A 25,316-nucleotide genomic window follows, 5' to 3' on the forward strand; every position below is an offset into this window, starting at 1 on the left:
ATAACAATTAATAGCTTAGGTTTATTCTATTGACTAAAAATGTAAACGGTTACAAATCCAGAGGCGAAAATCTAAGATAGAGATGACTTTAGTTTTGACTCAATATCCACACTGAAAGAGCTTATTAAGTATTCTTAATAAAGGCAGGGGAAATGGATATGAATGAACATCGAAATCGAAGGTTGAAATTAATAATGATTTCAGCAACTTTTGGAGGGCTTCTCTTTGGATATGACACCGGAGTTATAAATGGAGCTTTACCTTTTATGGCAAGGCCAGATCAGCTTGATTTAACACCGGTTACAGAAGGGCTTGTTACGAGTATTCTTTTATTAGGTGCCGCGTTTGGAGCGTTGTTATGCGGAAGATTGGCTGATCGATATGGCCGCCGTAAAATGATCCTTAATCTTTCCTTTTTATTTTTCCTGGCATCACTGGGAACAGCGTTAGCACCTAACGTTTTCATCATGGCGGTCTTTCGTTTTTTACTGGGGCTGGCTGTTGGAGGAGCCTCGGCGATGGTGCCGGCCTTTTTAGCAGAAATGGCACCGCATGAAAAGAGAGGGCGTATGGTAACCCAAAATGAACTAATGATTGTTGGCGGGCAATTTTTAGCATATGTTTTTAATGCGATCCTCGGTGTAACAATGGCAAATACGGGACATGTTTGGAGATACATGCTTGTCATTTGTGCTGTACCGGCTATCATGTTATTTGCCAGTATGCTTAAGGTACCAGAAAGCCCCCGATGGCTAATCTCCAAAGGCAAAAACAGTGAGGCGCTGCGAGTTCTTAAACAAATTCGAGAAGATAAACGTGCAGAAGCTGAATGTAGAGAAATTCAAGAAGCGGTAGAAAAAGATACAGCACTAGAAAAGGCATCACTCAAGGACTTTTCTACACCATGGCTGCGCCGTCTTTTATGGATTGGAATCGGTGTTGCCATAGTGAATCAAATTACAGGTGTGAACTCGATTATGTATTATGGCACACAAATCCTTAAAGAATCTGGTTTTGGTACAAAAGCGGCTTTAATCGCTAATATTGGAAATGGGCTGATATCAGTTATTGCAGTTATATTTGGGATTTGGCTGGTCGGAAAAGTGAGACGGCGTCCAATATTATTGATTGGTTTGGCGGGGACGACTACAGCGCTCCTATTGATTGCGATTTTCTCAATTGTGCTTGATGGATCTATGGCACTTCCTTATGTAGTGCTTTCTTTGACCGTTTTATTTCTTGCCTTTATGCAAGGGTGTGTAGGACCTGTGACTTGGCTTGTCATAGCGGAAATATTCCCTCAAAGGTTAAGAGGACTTGGTTCTGGGATAAGTGTTTTTTTCCTTTGGATATTAAACTTTGTGATCGGTTTTGCTTTCCCGATCTTGCTTAGCTCTGTAGGTTTGTCTTTTACATTCTTTATATTTGTGGCTTTAGGTGTATTGGCAATCGGTTTTGTATACAAATTCATGCCGGAAACAAAGGGGCGTACACTTGAAGAATTAGAAGCGCATTTTCGTTCTCGACACGATCATAATACTCCTGAACAATCAATTATTGAGGTATAAATATGTTGAAAATCTCTCTTCTTATAGGAGGGATTTTTTTAGTTTCAGAAAAAACAAAATCCCTCTGGTAGAGGGATTTTGATTCAGCATTTTAAGATGTTCTACACGTATAATACTGGAGTTGATACTTTAAAAATCTCGCCATCTCTTATATAAAAACGAGGGATGCGGCGGCTTAATGTAGACACGACTTCATAGTTAATCGTATTGAGCATTTCAGCCACTTCATCAACGGAAATCTCGGCTCCTTTTTGCTTACCGTAAATCACGACTTCTTCTCCTTGTTTACCTTCACCGTTTTCTCCTAAACTGACCATGATCATATCCATTGTTACTCTTCCCGCCACTGGCACTCGTTTTCCGCGATGAAGAACAAACCCGCGATTGGAAAGGGCACGAGAATAGCCGTCAGCATAGCCAATCGGGAGTGTAGCAATTACTTCATTAGGTTCTGCGACGTATGTAGCACCATAGCTAACGGTTCGGGGTTCTGTACGCATGGTTTTCACATAAGCGATGCGCGCCTTTAAACTTAACGCAGGTTCAAGCTTAACGAGATTTAGTTGTTTAATATAGGCTGAAGGATATAAACCATATAAGCCGATACCTAAACGGATCATATCAGCGCTAAATTCCGGAAATGCGATAGCTGCAGCCGTGTTGCACATATGCACGGTGGGCAGCTCAATCCCCTGTTTTTTTAAAAAGCTGAGAAAACTGATGAATTTTTCGTGCTGCAGCTTTGTGAGTGTTGTGTCCGGTTCATCAGCTGTCGAAAAATGTGTGAAAATCCCTGTCCATCTGAGGAATTTACTTGCCTTTAAGGCTTTCACTACTTCTAAAAGTTCTTCCTTTGTGCGTACACCTAATCGTCCCATGCCGGTATCCACGTTAATATGAATGGCCAGCCGGTTAGCACTCGCTTCTTTTTCCAATATCTCGTTTGCTTCTTTCATCCAATCAACCTGAAATGCTGATAATGTTATATTCCAAGCTGCTGACTTCTTTACACAACTAAGGGATGTAAAACCAAGCACAAGGATAGGCGCTGTAATCCCAGCTTTTCGTAAAACGATTCCTTCCTCCACACTGGCAACAGCGAGCTCACTCGCCCCGTGTTCCAGTGCATGGCGTGCCACTTCTATAGACCCGTGACCATAACCGTTCGCTTTTACGACAGCCATAATTTTGCTCTTATGTGGAATATGACGGCGGATCGCTCGCAAATTCTTTTTAACGGCATCAAGATTGACTTCGATCCAAACTTCTCGGCAAAGCTTTATCATCAACGCTTCCTTCCTTCTTATGGATTGTAAATACCACCTATTGCCGCAAGAATAAATGTTAATTGTTGGATGATTCGATCTTATTTTATTCAACTTTATTTGAAATCATTCAACAGCAAATCCATGTGATACGAGAAGGTGCTTATCAATGTTCGAATAGCAAGTACGGGATACATGAGGCTTGTAAGTGGGGTGTTAATGGATACGGCGACCGAGGATTACAAAAATGATTATTTGTTTTGGGACATTTTTTTCTAAGGGTAGATGATAACGAGAAATCTAATCAGGAAAATACTTACCGTTGTTATGAACATTGGAAGAACCTTTTAAATGAGAAGGGCTGAGAAAATTCTGTAAAAGATAATCGGTTGAAAAGGCAGTCGATTCCTTGTTCCATAAACCTAACATTAGAGTATATAATTAAACTCGTATTCACAAAAATCGTTTAAGTAAGGGGTATACATGAATAGGGGAGTTAGTTTTCAAATACCGAATGAATATGGAAATTTTCTATGGAGAATACTGCAGCCGGTAGAAATAGCTAATTATAGGTGGCAAACGAGTGGGGAATCTTATTTTGTTGTAGAAGGAGAGCTCGATGATGAGGAGCTTTTTCATGACTACGCAATTGTTGAAGGGGCAGTTTTTGAGCAACAATTAAAAACGAATCAGTACTATACCATTTTCGTTGAACTGAAAGCATTTCCATATGGAAAAATGGTTAATCAAGTCAATACATATGAAGAGTTTGCTGACAGTGATTGCGAACTTGTCCTTTTGATAGCAGATAATAGTTACGTTTCGATTTACTGTAAAAACAAAAAAATCATTGAAAAACTGTACTTCAATGCTTTACAGAATGATTTTGAAGACGTTCAATTTATAACTGATGAAAATGATACAAGAACAAGCCTTACTGTATGATACTCAATAAAAATTAAAGGAGCTAGTACATGACAATGCAAATTAAAATCAAGTATCTAGATGAAACACAAACAAGAATCAGCAAAATTGAGCAGGGAGACTGGATTGATCTTCGGGCAGCTGAAGATGTAACAATCAAAAAAGATGAATTTAAGCTTGTCCCATTAGGTGTTGCAATGGAGCTGCCTGAAGGTTACGAAGCACATGTCGTCCCTCGTTCAAGTACATATAAGAACTTTGGCGTTATTCAAACAAATTCAATGGGTGTTATCGATGAGTCATATAAGGGAGACAACGATTTCTGGTTCTTTCCTGCTTATGCATTGCGTGATACTGAAATTAAGAAGAGTGATCGTATCTGCCAGTTTAGAATCATGAAGAAAATGCCGGCGGTTGAATTGGTTGAAGTCGAGCATTTGGGAAACGAGGATAGAGGAGGACTCGGTTCAACAGGTACTAAGTAAACAAAATAAATCCTTGGCTGTCTTCATGCTGTGTGATTGATCAATGGAGGTTTCAGCCAAGGTACAAAGAAATACTTTTATCTAAATTTTTATAAGTAGGGGAAGGCAACTACAAACTAGTAATGCCACTAATAATAAGCCAAGTTAAATGACATGTGTTCATTAATAATTGAATTTACAGCAGCCATGAGAACAAGTTCAAAATATAAGATGAAATGAGACATAAGACTTCACAAAAAAATCTGAGTATCGTCGATAAATATCATAAAAAAGCCCCCGGTATGTCGCCGGGGAATAAATAGACGTTTAAGAGATTTAGTGATGTTTTTTATATGATTCGACAAAATCATAATAATGATCATCGTCATCATAATACTTTTTTTCGTAATGATAATCGTGATCATCGTAATACTTTTTATCATGGTCATAATACTTTTTATCATAATCATAATGTTTTTTATCATAATCATAATGTTTTTTATCATGATCATAATACTTGTCGCAATCATAATGCTTCTTATCATTGTCGTAATACTTTTTGTAATATGTTTTTTTCCAAGTGTAATACTCTTCTTTATATTTTTTATAATAACCCAATTAAATTCCTCCTTTATGTTATTCGAATTTAATTTATGAAGTTTAAATGATATGGTATGGTCAAATGAAATAAGAATAGTAAAAAGAGGCTGTTTAAAACACTTTCTGAAAAACAAAACGGATAGCTGTTTAAGAGCGAGAGAGCACTCAATCACTGTAAAATAATAGTAAAGTGTATAGAGAAGATTAGTATACGTAAAAAGGGACTTTCTCATTGAAGAATATTTGAACGTTATGGTTAAGATTCAAGAGCTCTATGATGTGATTTTTAACACTGCTTTTGAAGGGTTTAGAGTTAGACATCAAAAACAAACATCAAAACCGGTTAGAAACAGATCATATAAGGAATGAACCGCTGCCAAATATCATAAAAAAAATGAATGAAATTAGAGAGAATTTATTTTAAAGAAAGCCCAATTGCACATGGACAAATGACAATTGATATTGAGGTAAAATACAATGCATTAAATCAGAAAAAGCTATTGGAGGATTTAATGTGTTTAGACAATTTCCAATTTGGTATACACAAACACCTGACTATTTGAATTTTTATGTGCCGCAATATCAAACCATTTCTTATAATCCTCAACAATGTTATCAACGGTGTATGTACCAAACTGGCGGTAACTATGAGCTATGTGACAGACTATGTTATGGAGAAATACAGGTGTAAAAGAGGGGGTTATTAACTCCTCTTTAAACACACAGTGAGTGGAATAAGATCCTCACTTTATCTGCGAGTGCTTAGTATTTGCGATAATATTGCATTCGTAATAAATTATGCTTAGCAACTGAAAATGAAAGAAGGATATGAATAGTCATGACGCAATTCGATAAACAATACAATTCAATTATAAAGGATATTATAAATAATGGAATCTCAGACGAAGAGTTTGATGTAAGAACCAAGTGGGACTCAGATGGAACACCGGCACATACTCTAAGTGTAATGAGTAAGCAAATGAGATTCGACAACTCAGAGGTTCCGATTTTAACGACAAAAAAGGTTGCCTGGAAAACAGCCATTAAAGAGTTGCTCTGGATTTGGCAGCTGAAATCTAATGATGTTAATGATTTAAACAAGATGGGCGTACATATTTGGGATCAGTGGAAACAAGAAGACGGCACCATCGGACATGCATATGGATTTCAGCTGGGGAAGAAAAACAGAAGTCTAAATGGAGAAAAAGTGGATCAGGTAGACTATCTTCTTCATCAATTGAAGAACAACCCGTCTTCACGCAGACATATTACAATGCTGTGGAATCCTGATGATTTAGACGCAATGTCCTTAACGCCATGTGTATACGAAACTCAATGGTATGTGAAGCAAGGTAAGCTCCACCTCGAGGTAAGAGCACGGAGCAATGATATGGCGTTGGGGAATCCATTCAATGTATTCCAGTACAATGTGTTGCAGCGCATGATTGCTCAAGTGACTGGTTATGAGCTTGGTGAATATATCTTTAACATTGGGGATTGCCATGTGTACACACGTCATATAGACAATTTGAAAATTCAAATGGAAAGAGAACAGTTTGAAGCACCTGAACTATGGATCAATCCTGAAGTGAAAGATTTTTATAACTTTACCATTGATGATTTCAAGTTAATCAACTATAAACATGGGGACAAGCTTTTATTTGAGGTAGCGGTTTAATGCTGCCTTTTTATTGTGCAGTGAATGGATAGCAGGTATCCCAATTTCATTAAGCAATCTGGAAGATGAATAAAAATTAAAGGACAAACACGTATAATACATAAAAAAGATTAACTCTACAGTTAATCTTTTTTATTCAGAAGAAAATATCCTAACTTTGAAACTAAATACAAAGTAAAAGCAATCATTACAGTTCTAGATATTACAATTCCATGAATAGCTAGATCATATCCAGCAGGTACCAACGCATTTGTATTACACATAAAATATATAGATATTAGAAGTGCTACAATAACTAAAATCATTCCAAAAAGACTTGTTTTTTCATATTTCATACCAGTTTCCACCCTTATTAAAGTTAAGTTTAAACAAAAGAGCTGAAGAAACGAACTATGACCAGTATGCTCCAAAGAAAACCGCCAGACAATGCTGGCGGCTTTTTGCTGCTTCGTTTATTTATGAACAGAGATCGTAACGTTATTTCCTGCAACTGAAACCTTTGCGAAATCCTGTGTATCTACCACAGGAGTGACGGCTTTATTGTCGATTGTGATGTTGTTAAAAGATGTCGAAAAGGTTGCTTTGATCGCATCACGCTGGCTTTCATACGAAACAGCCGCGGTAGCAAGTGTTTTCCATTTTGAAATCGTGCCGATGTTGGTTCCTTGAATTTCTGTGATAATCCGTCCGGTGTAGCCGTCATTGTTCGTTCCCCAAAGGGTCATGCGCGTATTGCCGCTTAAATTTTTATAGATTGTCATTTGGACTGTGCTTCCAGGGCGGAAGCCTTTATTGTATGTGAATTTGTCTTTTCCTTCGATGTACGTTTCTTCATTTTTGGACCCAACCTTCATGAGGGGCTTCCAGACGTTGTATTGTTTGCTGTACTGAAGCCCGATATCGGCTTCAGTTCCGCTTGTTGCTCTAAAGCCAGAATAAATATAGGGAGTAGAGACCGAGTCGTTGTTTTTTACAGTTTCAGGAATCGTGATTTTAGCTGTAAAAATGGCGCCCGTACTGTTCAGGTAGACACGGCCGCCGATTCCGTTAGGCAGCTGGGATGCTGCTTTTGCGACTTTAGCGTCTGCCGCGGGTAAACCTGGTATACCTGATGAAAGGGTTCCGAAAAGAACTGCTGTTCCTACTGCACCTGCAATCAATACTTTTTTCACCAAAATTCCCCCTTTTGATAGTGATTTCGTCATTTATTATACCTTATTTTGGAACTGGATTGATGTATATAAATAAACAAAATATTTCATTTTGAGTGATGTAAGGGACGAAACGCTTCTCCAATCTGAAAGCTGTATACCTTTAACAAAGGAAATAATAAGATCACAATCGTTTTAACCGATTTGAAATTTTCCTCAAAATAAAAGTACAAATGCTTAAAGAAACGATTATTAATAGAATGCCCGCTATCGTTTCCCAGCCTGTAAAAAAGAGGTGACGTTTCATCAATGTCTGTCCTTGTAAAATGATAAAAGCACAGATACCGACTAAGAAAAGAAAACAAATACTTAGGATTGCTAACGCTTTACGTGAGTATGTTTTCATTTCATCTTTAAAATACAGCAATACGAAAACAAAGCAGATAACATTGGCTATTGTGCTTATCACCTCAAAGCTTTTCATGACAACTGATATAAATAGACAAAGTAAAATGAGATAAAATACGATGTTTCTATACAAAAAACCTCTCCTTTTATGTATGATCCTCAAAGAGTTTATAAAAGTTTCTTTGTAACTGCAATAAACTGAATGCGCTCACTTATGAACTAACTAAACTATGTACTAAATATTCATCATTCTTTTTTAGACTCAGTCACCAAGGTTTTCATAGAAAGGGAAGATTCAGAAATATACATATAGTGCATAAACAAAAAAGACCCGGCAATAGCCGGGGGAAAGTAAAAACGAGGAGATGTTAATGGCGTTTAGTAGTGTTTTTTATGCTTTTTATACTCTACAACATAATCATAGTCTTTTTTATCGTGATCATAATATTTTTTATCATAGTCATTATATTTTTTGTCGTAATCACAGTCATCATATTTTTTATCATGGTGGTCATAGTATTTTTTATCATATTCGTAATACTTCTTATAATACGTTTTTTTGACCGTATAATACTCTTCTTTGTATTTTTTGTAATAACCCATATATACTCCTCCTTTATTTTTACTACGCTTTATTATACGGCGAGTAGATTTTGCGGCTTGGACAGTTAAAATCATAGAAGGAAAAAAGGGCTGTCCAAATGATTAAAAAAAGACAGATGACACAAAAACAAATCAAAATAAAGAGCCGATTTTTCATCGGCCCAAACGATTTATCCTACATTTGTTTGTCTTCTTTGTTTTCTGAGTCATTTTTTCTGATATCCTGAGTCAGTCCGCTTGTTGCTTGTTTAAATTCTGATAAGGCTTTTCCTGCTGCACGGCCAAGCGCCGGCAGTTTATCAGGCCCAAATACTAAAAAACCCACAAACAAAATAACGAGTATTTTTGTGAAGCTTAATTCCATATCCTTTTCCCCCTGATTGAAGTACAACCTTTTAAACAAATTATAAGAGATAGCAGTACAAATGGGAATGCATTTATTTTGAACATTTTAAAACCAGCACAAAGGCAGATTCATAAAACGGCTGCTGCTGAATATAATGTCCAATGCCACCTGCCTAAGAAGCAGGGAGGCAGGCTGGATCAATTATGTAGCTCTGCCGAAAATGATACAAACGTATCTGCGGCTATCATTGAAATAGAGGAGTGGTGTAGCTGATGAGATTCACTAAGGTAGTTGGATTTTTGTCTGTTTTAGGGTTGGCTGCGGTTTTTCCATTAACGGCACAAGCAGAAAAAGCCGGAACTGCGGGGGCTGGAGAGTGGGATAAGTTGGGGACTTACACATATACTTACTCAAGTCCGACGGTATACTCGACCGGAGGAGATTTTAGAGTGTGCCTTTCAGGAAGCACTCCTTTTTCTGTTTCACTGCACCTATATGAGGATGATCCCGGTGACAATCCTGATGATTATGTAGGGGCAAACTATTTTTCACCCGGAGAATGCCACACCTTTGGCAGTATTGGAAAATTTGTAGATGGGAGCAATAACAAGGCCGAGTTCTTTGTTACCGATTACTCTGGTAAATCTAAAACTGTTACGTTTTATGATTGATGGACTCAAATTGTGAAGTATACCCCTTGAAAAAAACAAAAAAGAGAGATACTCTCTCTTTTTTATTCTTCGATAGCCTTACGAAGCCGTTCATTTACAATGCCAGTCCAGCCGCCATCCATCTTGCCGCGAACGACGGAGCTTTTCTCGTTTGCTTTGCCGATCACTTCATTCGGCTCTTTCCAGCCGCTGTGAATAAGGGTAAACCCTGTCTTTTCCCCCAAGTCTTCTAATTGAAAGGTAACGACCCATCCTTCTGTATCCCATTCAAAAGAAAGTTCAGTTGGAGCTTGAACAGCCAAAACTTTACAAGGGGACGGCCCAAACGGTGATTGTAAGTGAAATTCTTGTCCTTCTTTGAGCTGAAAGTCATTGGGCATAAACCACTTGGCAATGCCTTCTGAAGTAGAGACTGTCTCCCAGACTTTCTGAATGGGAGCCTCTAGGGTAATGATTTTTGTAATATCTGGTAATGTATTTTCGTTGTTTTGAGCCATTTCGTTTACCTCTTGACATATGATGTTTTTTTCAATTCAATCATATAATAACTAATAAGATCATGTCCATAGCGTGCATTATTTATGCTAGAGCTGCTGTTCAACAGCGTGTCAGTCGCCAGTCTGATCTGTGAATGGGAGAATTCTGCATGTTCGAGAAAGAGAGAGACGTGTATGTTGTCATTTCGTTCATGCTTGTTTGCTCAGCCGCAACTGTTATGTTTGAACTGGAATTCCTGTTCAGCCAATTTATTTTGCGATTTTTGTTTTAATAGTAAATGAGCCATTTTCTAAAACAGGAGGTTTTTTATGCTTGGAAAAATCAAAGCAGCCATTGATAACAGTCCAGGGAAGCCGGCCAGAATTTTAGTTAGTGAAAAAGCGTTTCAGCAATTAGAGGAAGAAATGCGCTATGTTTACGTTTCCAAACCGAAAACGATAATGGGGATTCCTGTGGAAGTTTCAGATCAGGCAGAAAGCTTCAAGCTGGAATTTTAGTTTTCCCAGACTGCTAAAAGGCTCATTTTGTGTTAATTATGCAAAATGGTCAGGTTGATTTCTTTAAAAGCATGATGAAATGTTCATCATGCTTTTTTTATTGAGAAAAAAGACGAACATAAAAAATAGGTATACGGGAAAAATAATCCTATTAGAGAGAGGGGAAATGACAGATGGATAACATGATATCAACACTTACTGATTGGAATGTGTGGTTTCAAGCGTTAGTAGTATTTCTCGTTCCATATGTAATCTATAAAGTGTTTACTTGGATTCATGTATAAGAAGGTGCAATGATGAGGTGGCGGAACAATCAGTACAAAACACAGAAGCAGCATAAATCAGATTATTCGACAGCTGAAAAGCAGGATCAGGATGTGTTAACCGGTAACATCGGATACGACTTAGAACATGTAAAAAGAAAAATAGGACATAACGGGGACGTTCATTTCCGTGAGCTTGAAATCACTCAATTACATGTGAAAGCGGCATTGATCTTTGTTGAAGGACTGTCTGATCAGAACTTGATTAATAAAGGACTATCAGTGTTAGTCATGAATCAACCTAATCAGGTAAGCGATGAAATTTCTCAATCCGGCAAAGGTATTTTAATTTCGAAACAGATAAAAAATCAAATCGTATCAATCGGTGATGTCATAGAATCAGAGAAAATCAGTGATATCGTGTTGAATGTTTTCATGGGTTCGACAGCGCTTCTCATTGATGGAATACCGCAGGCCTTTCTTCTGGGAACTGTAAAAAAACAAAATCGAAGTATCGAGGAGCCGCTTTCAGAAGCGCTTGTCAGAGGGCCGCGCACAGGCTTTACAGAAGAGTTGAGTACGAATACAGCTCTTTTGAGACAGCAAGGAAAAAATGATCAATTAACATTGCAGAGATTTGAAGTAGGAACACGATTAAAAAAGGATTTAATTATCGCTTATATGAATGACATTGCAGATCCAAAAGTAGTCGAGGAAGTAAGAAAAAGAGTGAGAGGGATTGAGATCGATCATTTGCCGGAGTCAGGCTACGTTGAACAGTTAATTGAGGATAATTATTTGAGCCCGTTCCCGCAAGTACAGAGTACAGAACGTCCTGATCGCGTCATAAGCGGATTAATGGAAGGAAGAGTAGCCATTCTGCTTGACGGCACTCCGTTTGCTTTGATTGTTCCAGTCACTTTCAGCATGATGCTTCAATCGCCTGAAGATTATTATGAACGGTGGTTCCCGAGCTCGCTCATCAGATTGCTGAGGTTCATCGCAGCAATGATAACGTTATTCGCACCCGCTTTATATATATCATTTATTTCTTTTCATCCGGGGTTAATTCCGACCAAGCTGGCGATTTCAATTTCCGGGACGCGCCAAGGTGTTCCGTTCCCATCCCTTATTGAAGCCTTATTTATGGAAGTCGCGATCGAAATTTTAAGAGAGGCGGGGCTTCGTCTGCCAAAACCGATTGGACCCGCAATTGGCATAGTTGGCGGATTAATCATCGGGGAAGCAGCTGTGCAGGCGGGGATTGTCAGTCCAATCATGGTCATTGTTGTTGCGCTCACAGCAATTTCTTCATTTGCCATCCCGCATTATAGCACAGGTATAGCACTTCGGATGCTTCGGTTTGGCGCGATGTTTTGTGCGGCGGTGTTTGGATTGTTTGGAGTCATTATGTATTATCTGCTGCTAAGCAGCCATGTCGTAAAACTAAAGAGCTTTGGTGTGCCATACGCAAGTCCGGCAGTGCCCTATCAATTAAAAGATTGGAAAGACTTTGTTATCAGAATGCCTCTTTTAGTTATGAAGCGCCGGCCTAAAATGATGAATACAGATAATACAAAACGGGTGAAGTGATGAACTCGACAGGATGGTGATAAAGTCTCATGTTCAGCCCAACCAGTAAAATCACAACCGCTCAGGCAACGATTATCATCATTAATTATATGCTTGCTGCCGGAGTTCTTACGCTCCCTCGGACAGTAACAGAACAAACACAATCTCCTGATGGATGGATTTCAGTTTTATTAGGCGGGGTCCTAGCGGTAATAGCCGGGATGATTATAGTTAAATTAAGCCAGCAGTATCCTAAGGAGACCTTTTATGAATACTCCCGACATATTGTAGGAAAATGGCTCGGTCATCTGATAAGTATTGTTTTTATTACTTATTTTCTGGCACTCGGTGCATTTGAAGTCAGAGTCATGTCCGAAATCGTGGATTTTTTTCTCCTCGAAGGGACACCGTCTTGGGCCATCATTATGACAGTTCTTTGGATTGGGCTTTATTCAATTACACAAGGCCTAGATCCGATTGCACGGCTTTTTGAAATGATTTTTCCGATTACGGTCATCATCTTTTTAACGATAGCCCTCATGAGTTTAGGCATATTTGAGATCAACAATTTGCGTCCTGTATTAGGTGATGGAATCATGCCGGTTCTCAGAGGAGTAAAGACAACGAACCTTTCATTTACATGTTCAGAAATTATGCTCATTTTAGTAGCATTTATGAAAAAGCCGAAAAATGCGGTGAAAGCGGTTGTGATCGGGACAGGCGTTGTGACCAGTTTTTATATGATTACGCTAATTATGGTAATCGGTGCACTATCAGTTGAGGGAGTTGTGACGAGAACATGGCCGGGGCTTGACCTGATGAGAAGTTTTGAAATACCTGGTTTAATATTTGAACGGTTTGAATCATTCCTGCTTGTGATTTGGATTATGCAGCTTTTTGCTACGTTTATTATCACTTTTTATGCAGCTTCCCTGGGAGTCTCACAAGTTTTTAAAAAGAAACCCCTTTCATGTATGTTTGTGCTGCTTCCTGTTATTTATATCCTCTCTTGCATGCCGAAAAATGAAAATGACGTCTTTATATTGGGCGATACGGTCAGTCATATCGCTTTGTATATATTTGGCGCTTTGCCGATTTTGCTGTTAGTCATTTCGAAATGGAGGAAAAGAGGTGAAAAGTAAACTAAAACGTCAATTGCCTGCTATGGTCATGGTATGTCTGCTGATGATTTGCGTAACAGGATGCTGGAGCAGTCGGGAAATAGAAGATCTGGGTCTCACATTCGCTATCGCAATTGATAAAGGAAAAGAAACGAACACTGAAAAAGAGTTAAAAGAAGAGGGCGGGAGCTATCCGAAAAAAGACAACATTACGCTGACCTATCAATTTGTTAATGAAAAAGCGGCAGGCGCGGGCACAAGCGGGGGAGGCGGTAGCGGACAAGGAGCGCAAAAAGCGTATATTAATATAAGTGAAACAGGGGATTCATTACAGCAGATCGGAAGTGAGGTTGCATTAAGACGGGACCGAGAAGTGTTTAGCCCGCATTTAAAAGTTGTTGTCATGAGTGAAGATGTGCTGCACACATTTCCTATCGACGAAATGCTGGATCAATTTTTTCGTGATAATGAAATCAGGCTGAGCTGTCTTGTTTTATCTGCTAAAGGGGAAGCAAGAGACGCTCTCCAGCTGAAAGAGAACGGAGAAATTCCGGCATTTCGGCTGATTGGATTAGGTGAAAATGAACATAAAGTTTCCAGAATTCTTCCCCCTATGACACTCGCGAAACTAATTGGAAAACTGCATTCTGGCAGCAGCTTTTTACTGCAAAATGTGGTTGCGGCGAATGGAGCGGTCAAGTATTCCGGAGCAGCTGTAATCAACGGAAAATCGAAAAAAATGATAGGCACTTTAAATGAATATGAAACTGAGGGAATTACATGGATTAGAGGAGAAGGGAAAGGCGGAGTTGTCAAAAGCCATGATAAAAAGAGCCAACAAACGATAGCGTACGATATCAATAAAATCAAAAGCAAAATTCAGCCAATCGTAAAAGGGAAAAATATTTCATTCCATGTCGATATTGAATCAGAAGGCGATTTGGTTGAAAACTGGAACACAAAAGAGGCGTTGGACACCCAGTTTATAGATCGTCTCGAAACGACTATTGAAAACGAAGTAAAGAAAATAGTTGGTCAGGTATTAAAAAAAATTCAGCGTGATTATAAAGCAGATGTTGCGGGTTTTGATGAATCTTTAAGACTTACATATCCCCACTTATGGAAAAGGGTGAAAAATAACTGGGATGACACCTTCAGTAAAGCCGACATCACATACAGTGTGAACGTCACAATTACTCATTACGGCACGGTTAAAACTCAGTAATGAATCCCAAGGAAGAGAAGGAAACCTCTCTTCTCTTTTTTATACTTTTTTTGGAGAGATATACACTTTTCAAATCGACCAATATGCTAATATAGGAATTGCTTGAAATAGAAGGGAGAAGGGGCTGTGAGGCAGAAACCGATTTATGTAGAAATCGAAATGAAATCTGATCTGGATACACTCTGGGAATATACACAAAACCCATCACTGCATAAGGAATGGGATCTCCGGTTTTCAAATATTACGTATTTGAATAGACAACCATGCGAAAAACAGAAGTTTCTTTACGAAACAAGGGTAGGCTTTGGATTAAAGGTGTCAGGTACAGGAGAAACCGTCGGTGTTTTCAACAAATGTTCATCTGAAAGGTCTTCTTCACTGGCTTTTGGCTCTAATCATCCGTTATCTCTGATTCGGCATGGAAGCGGCTACTGGAAGTATATACAGAGAGAAAATGGGAAAATGACGTTTTTAACACAGTACCAATACAAAACAGCCTACGGACTGCCGGGAAGATGGATCGATCGTTTATTATTTCGACCGCTGCTTGGCTGGGCGACTGCCTGGAGCTTTGATGCATTAAGGCTTTGGGTAGAGCAAAATAAACATCCGAAGCGCTTTATTCGATCCGCTATCATCTATGTGTTCATGTGTCTGTTTTTCAGCCTGTTTTGGTTCTATCAAGGCTTTGCAGGTGTTGAGACAAGCATATTGGCAGGAACAGCGGAGATAGGCTTAGCTATTTTGTGGCTGATTCCTTTAAAAAGAAAATGGATCATTCATGGTGTCCAGGCTTGTATTTTTGCTGGGTTTGCTTGTCTAGGTTCCGAAATATTCATGTGGGTTCTATTGAGTGTGTTTTCCGCTGCAAGCGGCGCTCTTAGCCTGCAGCTCCCCAGTGCCAGGCGCACAAAACGAAAGAGAAAGAAGTGACATTGTGAGTTCGATTTATGAAAAATCAATTATTAACTATCATTTGCTGCATCCCAAGCTGCAGAAACGGTACCAATTAGACGGGTCTCATACATTCAGCGGGACGGGAACGATGTCAGAAATAAGCGGAGGCTCTTTTCTGGTTAGAATGCTGTTAAAGCTGGGTGTTTTTTTCAGATGCTTCTTTTCAGAAAGAGGCAAAGACATTCCATTTACAATACAAAATAGAACTTGTCTTTTGAAATCACAACATACAGGGATAGAATGGAATCGTACATTTTTCTTTAAAGGCAAAAAACGTTTCTTTGACGCGATAATGATATATGACGAGAAAGAAAATAGAATACTTGATTTCTTCGGCAAACCTCATCTGCTGTTGTCTGTTTTGACGTTCGAGGCATCTCTTGACGGCTCTCTTACAATCACATCGGGAAAGCAATGGCTATTGATATTTGGAAAAAGAATCCCGTTGCCGAAATGGCTGACCGGTACATCCGTAGTTTGCGAAACGTTTGATGAAAAAAAGAATTGTTTCACCATTGAAGTGCATGTGCAAAATACAATTCTTGGCACTCTTTTCTTTTATAAAGGAACGTTTCAGGAGGAAGAGAGAGAATCATGAAACGAAATGGCATAGTCAGTGCGCTTTGTTTTATAGGATTTCTTGCAGCGGAAGCACCGGATATTTCAGTGGCAGAGGCACTCGTTTTGTTATCAATTCTTTTTTTTGTGCTGGAAATTTTCCCTTTTGTTTTTCGTCAATCGCCGGTTCGTGCTGCTCAGTTTATGGAATATGGGCTAATCCAGTGCTATCCGGTAGCCGCATTCTTTGCGGTGCTGGCTCTAGTGACGGAGGTTGGAGGTTTCGCGCTAATCTGGTGGATGTACACAGTTTTTATTGCATTGTATGCGATCCTCCGCCTTTGGGAAACAAAGATACATAGAATCGAAGAGACATCAGTTTTGTTCGGTCTTATTTATTTGGCGGGAGGAGGATTTTGGTTTTTTGCTTATGCTGCCCATTTGCAGATCATGCAATTTGGCCCTCTCATCATTTTGCTTACTGCTGTCCACTTTCACTATTCTGCTTTTCTGATCCCGATCTTCAACGGATTACTCGGCAGAACCATTAGAAAACATCGGATGTTGTATAGTTGGATAACATGGGTGATTTTGCTTTCGCCCCTTCTTATCGCACTGGGCATCACATATTCAAAAACACTTGATGTCATTGCGGTTAGCATTTATATGGCGGCGATTTATCTTCATGCATTTTTGGTGTTCACGGCAGCTTTTCGCACCAAGACGGCGACATTTCTTATTCGGGTTTCTTCCGCTGTTTTAATGATAACGATTGCTTTCTCGATGATTTATTCATTTGGTGTATTTCGGCAAGAAGTTACATTGACCATCAATCAGATGATTTGGATTCACGGTTTTGTCAACGCGTTTGGTGTTATCTTGCCCGCTCTCATAGGGTGGAGAATAGAGGATCCGAAGTCTTTTGATGCAGACAGTGTAAAGACATTCAGCCGTATCTACGGAAAAAGAAAGATTGGAGAAGAATTTTTAGCTAGAATTCAAGCTGAAAATAACGCTCGGTACAGCGGACTTGTGGATGATATGGGCAGCCTGCGTTCAAAAGATTTTTCACCAGAAAAACTGGCGCCGCTCATTCTTTCGTTTTATGAACAAACCATCGAATACAATATTAAAGCAAAAGTAACATGGAGCACGTGGTTTCGGCCGCTTGCAATTGTTTACGAATGGTTCAGCAGAAGAATCGGCCAAATACATCTTTCGACGAACCCTGACTGGTATAGGATGTACAGCAAGATAAAAGGTGTTCATTCGAAAAAAGACGGAAGGGAAAGAGTACGTGCCTGGATTAGAACAAATGAAAAAAACGAAACCATTTTTACCGCTCTTTATTCAGTGTATCGTTCAAATGGAGAGGGGTATATGAATATTTCTTTACCGCTTCCATTCAGCAGCATGACAGGTATTTTAAAGCCATATCATCATCAGGAGAAGCTGGTTTTAACAAGCAGGCGGAGAAAAAGCAGAGCGGGGGATGAGGAGATTTATCTGCAAACAATAGCGGGAACTTGTCCGCTTCCTTTATCTGAAACCTTTCTGATAGAAGCTGCACATGACAACAAATTAACCGCTGTTCATCATATGTGGCTGTTTGGAATAAAATTTCTAACTGTTCATTACAGCATTACACATATTAACCAGCCTATTGAAAGAACCTAACACAAAGAAGAAGCTTCGTCTGCCAGTTGTAATAGATGAACTGTTTTAAAAAAATTCTGCGCCGCATCAAGACAGGAAAGGAAGGGTTTATGGTGTTTTATATCAGTTTATTTCTGATTCTTTGGCTGGCTGCGGGGTTTGCAGTGGGAATGAAACAAGTGTATGTCGATCAGCTGTTTGATAAAGCTGTGATCGAAAGGCTGGAAAAAGAAGCGAATGATCATGGACACGCTGACCGGATGATCAAACAGCGCGCCCTTTATATTGCAGCAGTGACATTAAGCGGGTTTATTTCTGTTTATTATGAAATGAAAACAATCCCGCAAAGGCGAAACATAAGAAAAATTGAAAAAAACATCATGAAATTAAATCAAGTAAAAAAACGAAGAATGAAGAGAAAATAAAAATGCACAGGCCAAAGGGCAGGTGCATTTTTGTTTTGTATGGAAATGGGGGAGGTGGTGCCAGCTTACTTTTAATAAATTCAAAAATGAGAAGAACAGCGCCCGGGCTAATGGTATATAATATTGTGAATTTAACAAAAATTTAACAAGGAGGACAAGAGAATTCGTGCTAAAGCCTCAAAGAGACCTACATCCTGTTGATTTGGACTTAGAGGCGGAGTAGATGAAACCGGCCAAAGTATCCCTGCTCCGCCGTTTGCTCCATTCCTTGAAGCATGTTGATTGTAACATAGCCAAACGTTTTCCATCAACTATTAAAATTGTAAAATTATTGTTTATTTTTATGGTATTTGCTCCGATTTCTTCAATTTATGCTGAAGATGTATATCAGAATTTTGAGGAATTAAAAAACAATGAAGATCCTTCTGATTACGACATTGTTACGAAAGAAACCGGAAGCCCTGTTCTTGTTTTAGCTATTCACGGAGGAGGTATTGAAGGCGGGACAAGTGAAGTAGCGAGAGAGCTCAGCAAAGAGTACTCGATGTATTTATTTGAAGGCTTAAAATCGGCAGGAAACTCAGTCCTGCACATTACGAGCACGCACTTTGATGAACCTCGGGCCCTTAAAATGACGGGAAATCATGAATATGTCATTTCATTACACGGGTACGCAGAAGAAGATCAGCAGATCGAAGTCGGCGGTACAGATCGCGTAAGAGCGGCAGATTTAGTTGAGAAATTGCAGCATGCCGGTTTTCCTGCTGTATTGCTCAATACGGACCATCCGCATGCGGGCGTTAGTCCGAATAACATTGCAAATAAATCAAAAACAGGTTTAAGTATCCAGATAGAAATGAGCACAGGCTTTAGAAAGTCTTTGTTCGGCATCTTTTCTTTAAAAAGCAGAGCTGTTACTCAAAATGAGAGGTTTTATAAGTTTACAGAAGTGATGTTCCGTTTTCTCAAAAATAGCTACTGAAAAATAGGAGGCGATAAGACAGCCTCCTATTCCTTATGCTTCTCTTTCGTTTCGGGAAATAGCTCGTCCGCGGCTTCCGTTTGATACTGCAACGTGTTATCTCTCGCTGACAGTTCATTTCGGAAATTTTCATCAAGCACATTTTTCAGTAAATACCGATGAAAAAAGTATTCAAAAACAGTAAGACAGGCAGCGGAAAGGAGAGCTGCTCCAAATGGTGAGAAATCGTTTCTTGTTTGGGTTAAAACAAATACCCAAAGAATAACGAATGAAAGGCCAAAGTCAGCCAATGAAGCTGTAATATTGTTTGTTCTGGGTAAGACGAGCATGTCACCAGAAAGATAGGAAACAAAACCTAAGAAAAGTGCAATAAACATCACACTTAAAAAGGATGCGTGATAGACTCTGTCCAAAATCACATATAAAAGGGCGAGAGTGAAAGCAATCTTTGAAGCAAGCGCAATGATATGTTTCATTTGACCACCTAAATTGTTATTTTTTGAAGAAAATTCTTGGGCGTAAACAAATGATAAATAATGCAATTCAAAACCATTCATAATGGTCATGTTACTATTTTAAACAGTCCGTTTTTGTTTACACTGGTATTTTTTTTCAGCAGTATGAAACTTTCTTATGAAAAAAGACGTATATGTGGATGATCAGCTTTCAAGGGGGGAATGATTTGTGGAGATAAAAGGAATCAATCACTTGTTATTTTCAGTTTCGCATTTGGATACATCGATTGATTTTTATCAAAAAGTGTTTGATGCAAAGCTTTTGGTAAAGGGAAGAACAACTGCATATTTTGACATGAACGGCATCTGGCTAGCGCTTAATGAAGAACCAGACATCCCGAGAAATGACATTAAGCTTTCTTATACCCATATTGCTTTTACAATTGAAGATCATGAATTTGAGGAGGTATCAGCTAAATTAAAAAGACTTCATGTCAATATTCTGCCTGGCAGAGAACGAGATGAACGCGATCGAAAATCAATTTATTTTACCGACCCTGACGGCCACAAATTTGAATTTCATACCGGAACCCTTCTAGACAGGCTTCGATATTACAAACAAGAAAAAAACCATATGCACTTTTATGATGAAACGGCCTTTTGATATCACACACCATATTTCATATAAGGTTAAATTTAAAGAAGGGTGTTGGTGGAGACTTTATGTTTGGGGAAGGTTTCTACCCGATTAGTTCAACGATGCCATATCTTTTGAACTGCACAAGTGATTGGGTGCAGGTGAAATTGAAATACATATTACATTTTATATGAAGAAAGCAAGCTGTTTTAACAGAGTGTTGAACTACCTAAACTATGTACTAAATTTTCAGTTATATCAATTGCCTCGCCCTTTAATAAATATAAAACCGCATCCTTCCACGACCTAAAAAATGAAACGTTTTTAAGAAGATAGCGTCTAATATTCTAAACGTACATATTTTGAACAAAAGTTTCCTGAAGGAAAGAAAATTTCTTGACTTCAACAATTGTTTGGTGGATAATTATGGTGTAAACATGATGTTCTTTTTCCTCCTATTCAGGCTCGCACCCAAAAGTCAGGGCGAGCCTGCTTTTTTTGAACAACAAACCCCCTCTCCGTAAAGGAAAAGGGGGTTATTTCATGCATCTGATAGATCAATAGATTAATGGACGGTTCTGAACACGCCAATCACTTTCCCTAGAATGCTGACATTCTGCAAAATGATAGGTTCCATCGTTGGGTTCTCAGGCTGCAAGCGAATGTGTGTATCCTCTTTATAGAATCGTTTTACAGTTGCTTCATCATCTTCTGTCATCGCAACTACAATTTCCCCATTGTTCGCTGTGTTTTGCTGTTTAACGATGACATAGTCCTTATCGAGAATACCAGCATCTATCATACTGTCTCCCATAATCTCCAGCATAAATACATGCTCGTCTGGAGGAACCATGCGGTCAGGGAGCGGAAAATATTCTTCAATATTTTCTACTGCAGTAATAGGAGATCCCGCCGTGACTTTACCGATGACTGGTACATTAACGACCTGGCTTTGCGGAATGTCTACTTCTTCATCAAGAATTTCTATTGCTCTTGGTTTTGTCGGATCCCGTCTGATCAGCCCTTTTGTTTCCAAGCGGGCCAAATGGCCGTGGACAGTAGAGCTGGACGCAAGCCCGACAGCCTCTCCGATCTCTCTCACGGAAGGCGGATATCCTTTTGATTTAACCTCTGCTTTAATAAAACGGAGGATATCAAGTTGCCTTTTTGATAGCTTCGTCATTTTTCGCACCTCAAAACGTCGATTTTAAGAAGATTATAGCATGATTTTCCTTACAGTACAAACATAGGTTCGAAAAAACAATTGACAGAAACGTTTGTTCGTATATACTGAAATTATAAAAATGCGAACAAACATTCCTGTTGGAGGTTATGATCATGAGTAAAGAATCTATTATTTTTGTCGGTCTGTTCACAGTGATTTTGAGCGCGGTTATCCTTATGCTGTCATATACAAGCAGCGACCAAGAGCTTAATCAGTATGTTAAAATAGAAGTCCAGCAAGGCGACACACTCTGGTCAATTGCTGATCAGGTAGCCGATACAAAAAAGATAAACAAAAATGATTTTATTGAATGGGTAGCTGATAAAAATCAACTTCAAACCTCTGATATCCAGCCGGGTGATGAGTTAGTGATCCCATTGAAAAAGAAGCATCAGGATGCATATGAATTAGCAACTGTAAGATAGAGAGGAAAGAGAGATAAAATGAAAGCACTCATTTATGCCCGTGTAAGCACAAATAAAGAACAGCAGGAAACGTCATTAAAACGGCAGGAGGAGGAGCTTACGGCCATTGCAGCGGAGAACGGCATGGAAGTGGTCAAAGTGATTTCAGAAAAAGCCAGCGGATATGAAATGGATCGGGATGGTGTATTTGAGCTGCTTGATGAGATTAAGAACGCTGATATTGATGTCATTTTGGTTCAGGATGAGACAAGGCTCGGACGGGGAAACGCAAAAATCGCACTGCTCCATTGTATTTATAGAGAAGGTGTGAAAGTCTATACAACGGCTCATAGAGGTGAACTGGAGTTATCGGAGGCTGACTCAATGGTCTTGGAAATCGTCAGCATTGTGGAAGAGTATCAGCGAAAGATTCACAACATGAAAATCAGACGGGGAATGAAACGTGCAGTAAAAAACGGTTTTAAACCGCAAAAAAACTTAAAAAACCAACATGGGAACAGTGGAAAAGAAAAAATAGAGGTGCCAATCTCAGAGATCGTCCGCCTGAGAGCGAATAAACTGACGTTTGCTGAAATCGCGGCTACCCTAAGAGGGTTTGGCTATGATGTCTCTAAAGCAACCGTTCACCGGCGTTTTCAGGAATACATAGAGAATGAAGAGACAGCAGAGTGAATCAGTTGTAAAACTTTTTTTGATCTAGTACTATATAGACAAAATGCAATAAAGGAGTTTAACATGATTTCAAACGCGAAAATTGCCAGAATTAATGAACTTGCTGCCAAAGCTAAAGCTGGCGTTATTACAGAAGAAGAAAAAGCCGAACAGCAAAAGCTCCGTCAAGAGTACTTGAAAGGTTTTCGTTCTTCTATGAAGAACACGTTAAAAAGCGTGAAAATCATTGACCCAGAAGGCAATGATGTAACACCAGAAAAGCTAAAAAGAGAAAAAAGAAATAACAAACTTCACTAATATAAGAGGAATACGGCAATATCGTATTCCTCTTTTGCATATACTATAATCAAAACTCTTATGTGACAAAATTCAACAAGTTTCTCTCAAATTTAAGCTGAAACAGTTGAGAAAAAGTCGTCAGACATTTATGATGTAAGGGTACAACACATAAGGAAGGGGATTTTTATGGATACAATTGAAAAGAAATCAGTTGCTACCATTCGCACACTGTCAATAGACGCTATTGAAAAAGCAAATTCTGGTCACCCAGGGATGCCGATGGGAGCCGCTCCAATGGCATACACGCTGTGGACAAAATTTATGAACGTAAGTCCGGCAAACCCTGGCTGGTTTAACCGTGATCGTTTTGTTTTATCTGCTGGACACGGGTCAGCACTATTATACAGCATGCTTCATTTAAGCGGGTTTGATCTTAGTATTGAAGATCTTAAGGGATTCCGCCAGTGGGGCAGCAAAACACCTGGACACCCGGAATTCGGACATACTGCCGGTGTTGATGCTACAACAGGTCCGCTTGGCCAAGGAATTGCCATGGCAGTCGGTATGGCAATTGCTGAACGCCATTTAGCGGAAACATACAACCGCGATTCATTTAACGTAGTCGATCATTATACATACAGTATTTGCGGTGATGGTGATTTAATGGAAGGTATTTCTTCTGAAGCCGCTTCACTCGCAGGCCATCTTCAGCTTGGCCGTCTGATCGTACTATACGATTCTAATGACATCTCTCTTGATGGAGACCTCGACCGTTCATTCTCTGAAAACGTGAAACAGCGTTTTGAAGCAATGAATTGGGAAGTTCTTTATGTTGAGGATGGAAACAATATTGAAGAATTAACAGCGGCTATCGAAAAAGCACGCCAAAATGAAAAGAAACCTACATTAATTGAAGTGAAAACGACAATCGGATTCGGTTCACCTAACCGTGCCGGTACATCCGGTGTTCACGGTGCGCCGCTTGGTAAAGAAGAAAGCAAATTAACAAAAGAAGCTTACGCGTGGACATATGAAGAAGACTTCTACGTTCCGTCAGAAGTTTATGAGCATTTCGCTGCAGCTGTTAAAGAATCAGGTGAGAAAAAAGAACAAGAATGGAATGCTCAATTCGCTAAATATAAAGAAGTTTATCCTGAACTTGCTGAACAGCTTGAACTGGCAATCAAAGGAGAGCTTCCGAAGGACTGGGATCAAGAGGTTCCTGTGTATGAAAAAGGAAGCAGTTTGGCATCCCGTGCATCTTCCGGTGAAGTTCTCAACGGACTTGCGAAAAAAATTCCTTTCTTTGTCGGAGGTTCTGCTGACCTAGCGGGATCGAACAAAACGACTATTAAAAATGCCGGTGATTTTACAGCGGTTGATTACTCAGGCAAAAACTTCTGGTTTGGTGTACGTGAATTTGCGATGGGTGCAGCCTTAAACGGTATGGCGCTTCATGGCGGTCTTCGTGTATTCGGCGGAACTTTCTTTGTCTTCTCTGATTACCTGCGTCCTGCGATTCGCCTTGCAGCGTTAATGGGCCTTCCTGTGACATATGTCTTCACACATGACAGTATTGCGGTTGGTGAAGACGGTCCGACGCACGAGCCTGTTGAACAGCTTGCTTCACTCCGTGCGATGCCTAACCTTTCTTTGATCCGTCCAGCAGACGGCAATGAGACAGCAGCAGCATGGAAGCTTGCAGTGCAAAGCACTGACCACCCAACAGCGCTAGTGCTTACACGTCAAAACCTTCCTACCATCGATCAAACATCTGAAGAAGCATTGGCAGGAGTAGAAAAAGGTGCATATGTCGTTTCTAAATCTAAAAACGAAACACCTGACGCTCTTCTCATCGCCTCCGGATCAGAGGTAGGTCTTGCAATTGAAGCGCAGGCTGAATTGGCAAAAGAAAATATCGATGTTTCTGTTGTCAGCATGCCTTCAATGGATCGTTTTGAGAAACAATCTGATGAATACAAAAACGAAGTCCTTCCTGCAGATGTGAAAAAACGTCTTGCAATTGAAATGGGCTCATCATTTGGATGGGGCAAATACACGGGGCTTGAAGGTGACGTTCTCGGCATAGACCGATTCGGTGCATCTGCTCCAGGTGAAACCATCATTAACGAATACGGCTTCTCAGTTCCGAACGTAGTGAATCGAGTTAAGGCATTAATCAATAAGTAAG

The 25,316-nt window shown here is 39.5% G+C and carries 31 protein-coding genes and 1 pseudogene; 22 read left to right on the forward strand and 10 right to left on the reverse strand.

Annotated features, from left to right (window positions below):
* Window positions 1–152 precede the first annotated feature (152 nt).
* Window positions 153–1,568 carry a sugar porter family MFS transporter gene (locus M1D65_RS09415; RefSeq protein ID WP_031314948.1) on the forward strand — a complete coding sequence of 472 codons (1,416 nt, stop codon included), beginning with the start codon at window positions 153–155 and terminating at the stop codon, window positions 1,566–1,568.
* A gap of 101 nt (window positions 1,569–1,669) precedes the next feature.
* On the opposite strand, the gene alr is transcribed toward M1D65_RS09415, so the two are convergent.
* Window positions 1,670–2,854: an alanine racemase gene (gene alr / locus M1D65_RS09420; protein ID WP_021479223.1), complete on the reverse strand. Its 1,185-nt coding sequence runs from the start codon at window positions 2,852–2,854 to the stop codon at window positions 1,670–1,672.
* 462 nt (window positions 2,855–3,316) lie between these two features.
* On the opposite strand from alr, the gene M1D65_RS09425 reads away from it, so the two are divergent.
* Together M1D65_RS09425 and dutA are read left to right on the forward strand one after the other, a co-directional pair.
* Window positions 3,317–3,778: a DUF2691 family protein gene (locus M1D65_RS09425; protein WP_029726906.1), complete on the forward strand. Its 462-nt coding sequence runs from the start codon at window positions 3,317–3,319 to the stop codon at window positions 3,776–3,778.
* Window positions 3,779–3,807: 29 nt separating this feature from the next.
* Entirely contained in the window at window positions 3,808–4,242 is a 435-nt protein-coding gene (gene dutA / locus M1D65_RS09430; protein WP_032725805.1) for a dUTP diphosphatase DutA, read from the forward strand.
* A gap of 315 nt (window positions 4,243–4,557) precedes the next feature.
* Here the strand turns inward: dutA and M1D65_RS09435 are convergent, their stop codons facing one another.
* Window positions 4,558–4,839, reverse strand: a complete 282-nt coding sequence (locus tag M1D65_RS09435; RefSeq protein WP_227057519.1) for a hypothetical protein — start codon at window positions 4,837–4,839, stop codon at window positions 4,558–4,560.
* 380 nt (window positions 4,840–5,219) lie between these two features.
* On the opposite strand from M1D65_RS09435, the gene M1D65_RS09440 reads away from it, so the two are divergent.
* Both M1D65_RS09440 and M1D65_RS09445 read left to right on the forward strand, forming a co-directional pair.
* Window positions 5,220–5,384, forward strand: a complete 165-nt coding sequence (locus M1D65_RS09440; RefSeq protein WP_003231643.1) for a hypothetical protein — start codon at window positions 5,220–5,222, stop codon at window positions 5,382–5,384.
* 275 nt (window positions 5,385–5,659) lie between these two features.
* Entirely contained in the window at window positions 5,660–6,499 is an 840-nt protein-coding gene (locus tag M1D65_RS09445) for a thymidylate synthase (protein ID WP_038827882.1), read from the forward strand.
* Window positions 6,500–6,621: 122 nt separating this feature from the next.
* Here the strand turns inward: M1D65_RS09445 and M1D65_RS09450 are convergent, their stop codons facing one another.
* The 5 genes from M1D65_RS09450 to tatAC form a co-directional block, all read right to left on the reverse strand.
* Window positions 6,622–6,909 carry a hypothetical protein gene (locus M1D65_RS09450; protein ID WP_456270851.1) on the reverse strand — a complete coding sequence of 96 codons (288 nt, stop codon included), beginning with the start codon at window positions 6,907–6,909 and terminating at the stop codon, window positions 6,622–6,624.
* A gap of 42 nt (window positions 6,910–6,951) precedes the next feature.
* Window positions 6,952–7,674: a YrpD family protein gene (locus M1D65_RS09455; protein WP_169037558.1), complete on the reverse strand. Its 723-nt coding sequence runs from the start codon at window positions 7,672–7,674 to the stop codon at window positions 6,952–6,954.
* A gap of 160 nt (window positions 7,675–7,834) precedes the next feature.
* Window positions 7,835–8,191, reverse strand: coding sequence for a YoqO family protein (locus tag M1D65_RS09460; RefSeq protein ID WP_015713993.1), 357 nt, complete (start codon window positions 8,189–8,191; stop codon window positions 7,835–7,837).
* Between the two features lie 245 nt (window positions 8,192–8,436).
* A complete protein-coding gene (locus M1D65_RS09465; protein ID WP_064671427.1) occupies window positions 8,437–8,661 on the reverse strand; it encodes a hypothetical protein in 225 nt (74 codons plus the stop codon).
* A 175-nt stretch (window positions 8,662–8,836) separates the two neighbouring features.
* Window positions 8,837–9,025 (reverse strand): twin-arginine translocase TatAC, encoded by a 189-nt coding sequence (gene tatAC / locus M1D65_RS09470; protein ID WP_003231634.1) that lies wholly within the window; start codon window positions 9,023–9,025, stop codon window positions 8,837–8,839.
* 78 nt (window positions 9,026–9,103) lie between these two features.
* On the opposite strand from tatAC, the pseudogene M1D65_RS09475 reads away from it, so the two are divergent.
* Window positions 9,104–9,263 (forward strand): annotated as a pseudogene (locus tag M1D65_RS09475) (hypothetical protein).
* Between the two features lie 16 nt (window positions 9,264–9,279).
* The gene (locus M1D65_RS09480; RefSeq protein ID WP_009967329.1) at window positions 9,280–9,678 is read left to right on the forward strand and encodes a hypothetical protein; all 399 of its coding nucleotides are present in this window, start codon (window positions 9,280–9,282) and stop codon (window positions 9,676–9,678) included.
* Between the two features lie 62 nt (window positions 9,679–9,740).
* Here M1D65_RS09480 and M1D65_RS09485 read toward each other — a convergent pair whose 3' ends face one another.
* Window positions 9,741–10,175: an SRPBCC family protein gene (locus M1D65_RS09485; protein WP_064671428.1), complete on the reverse strand. Its 435-nt coding sequence runs from the start codon at window positions 10,173–10,175 to the stop codon at window positions 9,741–9,743.
* A 149-nt stretch (window positions 10,176–10,324) separates the two neighbouring features.
* Here M1D65_RS09485 and M1D65_RS09490 point away from each other — a divergent pair, with 149 nt between their 5' ends.
* The 10 genes from M1D65_RS09490 (at window position 10,325) to pghL (ending at window position 19,432) form a co-directional block, all read left to right on the forward strand.
* Window positions 10,325–10,447 (forward strand): hypothetical protein, encoded by a 123-nt coding sequence (locus M1D65_RS09490; RefSeq protein WP_015713998.1) that lies wholly within the window; start codon window positions 10,325–10,327, stop codon window positions 10,445–10,447.
* A gap of 37 nt (window positions 10,448–10,484) precedes the next feature.
* Window positions 10,485–10,673, forward strand: coding sequence for a hypothetical protein (locus M1D65_RS09495; protein WP_021479214.1), 189 nt, complete (start codon window positions 10,485–10,487; stop codon window positions 10,671–10,673).
* Window positions 10,674–10,966: 293 nt separating this feature from the next.
* Window positions 10,967–12,529 carry a spore germination protein gene (locus M1D65_RS09500; RefSeq protein ID WP_074794553.1) on the forward strand — a complete coding sequence of 521 codons (1,563 nt, stop codon included), beginning with the start codon at window positions 10,967–10,969 and terminating at the stop codon, window positions 12,527–12,529.
* A gap of 29 nt (window positions 12,530–12,558) precedes the next feature.
* Window positions 12,559–13,650 (forward strand): spore germination protein, encoded by a 1,092-nt coding sequence (locus tag M1D65_RS09505; protein WP_064671429.1) that lies wholly within the window; start codon window positions 12,559–12,561, stop codon window positions 13,648–13,650.
* Window positions 13,640–14,854, forward strand: a complete 1,215-nt coding sequence (locus M1D65_RS09510) for a Ger(x)C family spore germination protein (RefSeq protein WP_038827867.1) — start codon at window positions 13,640–13,642, stop codon at window positions 14,852–14,854. Before M1D65_RS09505 ends, M1D65_RS09510 begins: the two co-directional genes overlap by 11 nt.
* A gap of 126 nt (window positions 14,855–14,980) precedes the next feature.
* Entirely contained in the window at window positions 14,981–15,787 is an 807-nt protein-coding gene (locus M1D65_RS09515) for a hypothetical protein (RefSeq protein WP_038827866.1), read from the forward strand.
* A gap of 4 nt (window positions 15,788–15,791) precedes the next feature.
* A complete protein-coding gene (locus M1D65_RS09520) occupies window positions 15,792–16,409 on the forward strand; it encodes a DUF4166 domain-containing protein (RefSeq protein ID WP_029726669.1) in 618 nt (205 codons plus the stop codon).
* Complete coding sequence (locus tag M1D65_RS09525; protein WP_456270852.1) at window positions 16,406–18,046, forward strand: YndJ family protein; 1,641 nt, start codon at window positions 16,406–16,408, stop codon at window positions 18,044–18,046. The genes M1D65_RS09520 and M1D65_RS09525 overlap by 4 nt, the downstream gene beginning before the upstream one ends.
* A gap of 89 nt (window positions 18,047–18,135) precedes the next feature.
* Window positions 18,136–18,450 carry a hypothetical protein gene (locus tag M1D65_RS09530; RefSeq protein WP_166668905.1) on the forward strand — a complete coding sequence of 105 codons (315 nt, stop codon included), beginning with the start codon at window positions 18,136–18,138 and terminating at the stop codon, window positions 18,448–18,450.
* A 223-nt stretch (window positions 18,451–18,673) separates the two neighbouring features.
* Entirely contained in the window at window positions 18,674–19,432 is a 759-nt protein-coding gene (gene pghL / locus M1D65_RS09535; RefSeq protein WP_456270853.1) for a gamma-polyglutamate hydrolase PghL, read from the forward strand.
* Between the two features lie 26 nt (window positions 19,433–19,458).
* On the opposite strand, the gene M1D65_RS09540 is transcribed toward pghL, so the two are convergent.
* The gene (locus M1D65_RS09540) at window positions 19,459–19,908 is read right to left on the reverse strand and encodes a YndM family protein (RefSeq protein ID WP_003245454.1); all 450 of its coding nucleotides are present in this window, start codon (window positions 19,906–19,908) and stop codon (window positions 19,459–19,461) included.
* A gap of 208 nt (window positions 19,909–20,116) precedes the next feature.
* Between M1D65_RS09540 and fosB the strand changes: the two genes are divergently transcribed.
* Entirely contained in the window at window positions 20,117–20,551 is a 435-nt protein-coding gene (gene fosB, locus M1D65_RS09545) for a metallothiol transferase FosB (RefSeq protein ID WP_456270854.1), read from the forward strand.
* A gap of 538 nt (window positions 20,552–21,089) precedes the next feature.
* Here the strand turns inward: fosB and lexA are convergent.
* On the reverse strand, window positions 21,090–21,707 hold the full coding sequence (lexA, locus tag M1D65_RS09550; protein WP_003238209.1) for a transcriptional repressor LexA: 618 nt from the start codon (window positions 21,705–21,707) through the stop codon (window positions 21,090–21,092).
* A gap of 149 nt (window positions 21,708–21,856) precedes the next feature.
* Here lexA and yneA point away from each other — a divergent pair, with 149 nt between their 5' ends.
* The 4 genes from yneA to tkt all read left to right on the forward strand — a co-directional run bounded on the left by yneA (window position 21,857) and on the right by tkt (window position 25,315).
* Window positions 21,857–22,174 (forward strand): cell division suppressor protein YneA, encoded by a 318-nt coding sequence (gene yneA, locus M1D65_RS09555; protein WP_339248399.1) that lies wholly within the window; start codon window positions 21,857–21,859, stop codon window positions 22,172–22,174.
* Between the two features lie 18 nt (window positions 22,175–22,192).
* Entirely contained in the window at window positions 22,193–22,846 is a 654-nt protein-coding gene (locus M1D65_RS09560; protein ID WP_003231596.1) for a YneB family resolvase-like protein, read from the forward strand.
* Window positions 22,847–22,909: 63 nt separating this feature from the next.
* A complete protein-coding gene (locus tag M1D65_RS09565; protein WP_024573193.1) occupies window positions 22,910–23,143 on the forward strand; it encodes a DUF896 domain-containing protein in 234 nt (77 codons plus the stop codon).
* Window positions 23,144–23,311: 168 nt separating this feature from the next.
* Entirely contained in the window at window positions 23,312–25,315 is a 2,004-nt protein-coding gene (tkt, locus tag M1D65_RS09570) for a transketolase (protein WP_003231593.1), read from the forward strand.
* Window position 25,316: the final 1 nt, after the last annotated feature.

This window comes from Bacillus sp. JZ39 (genome assembly GCF_053903145.1).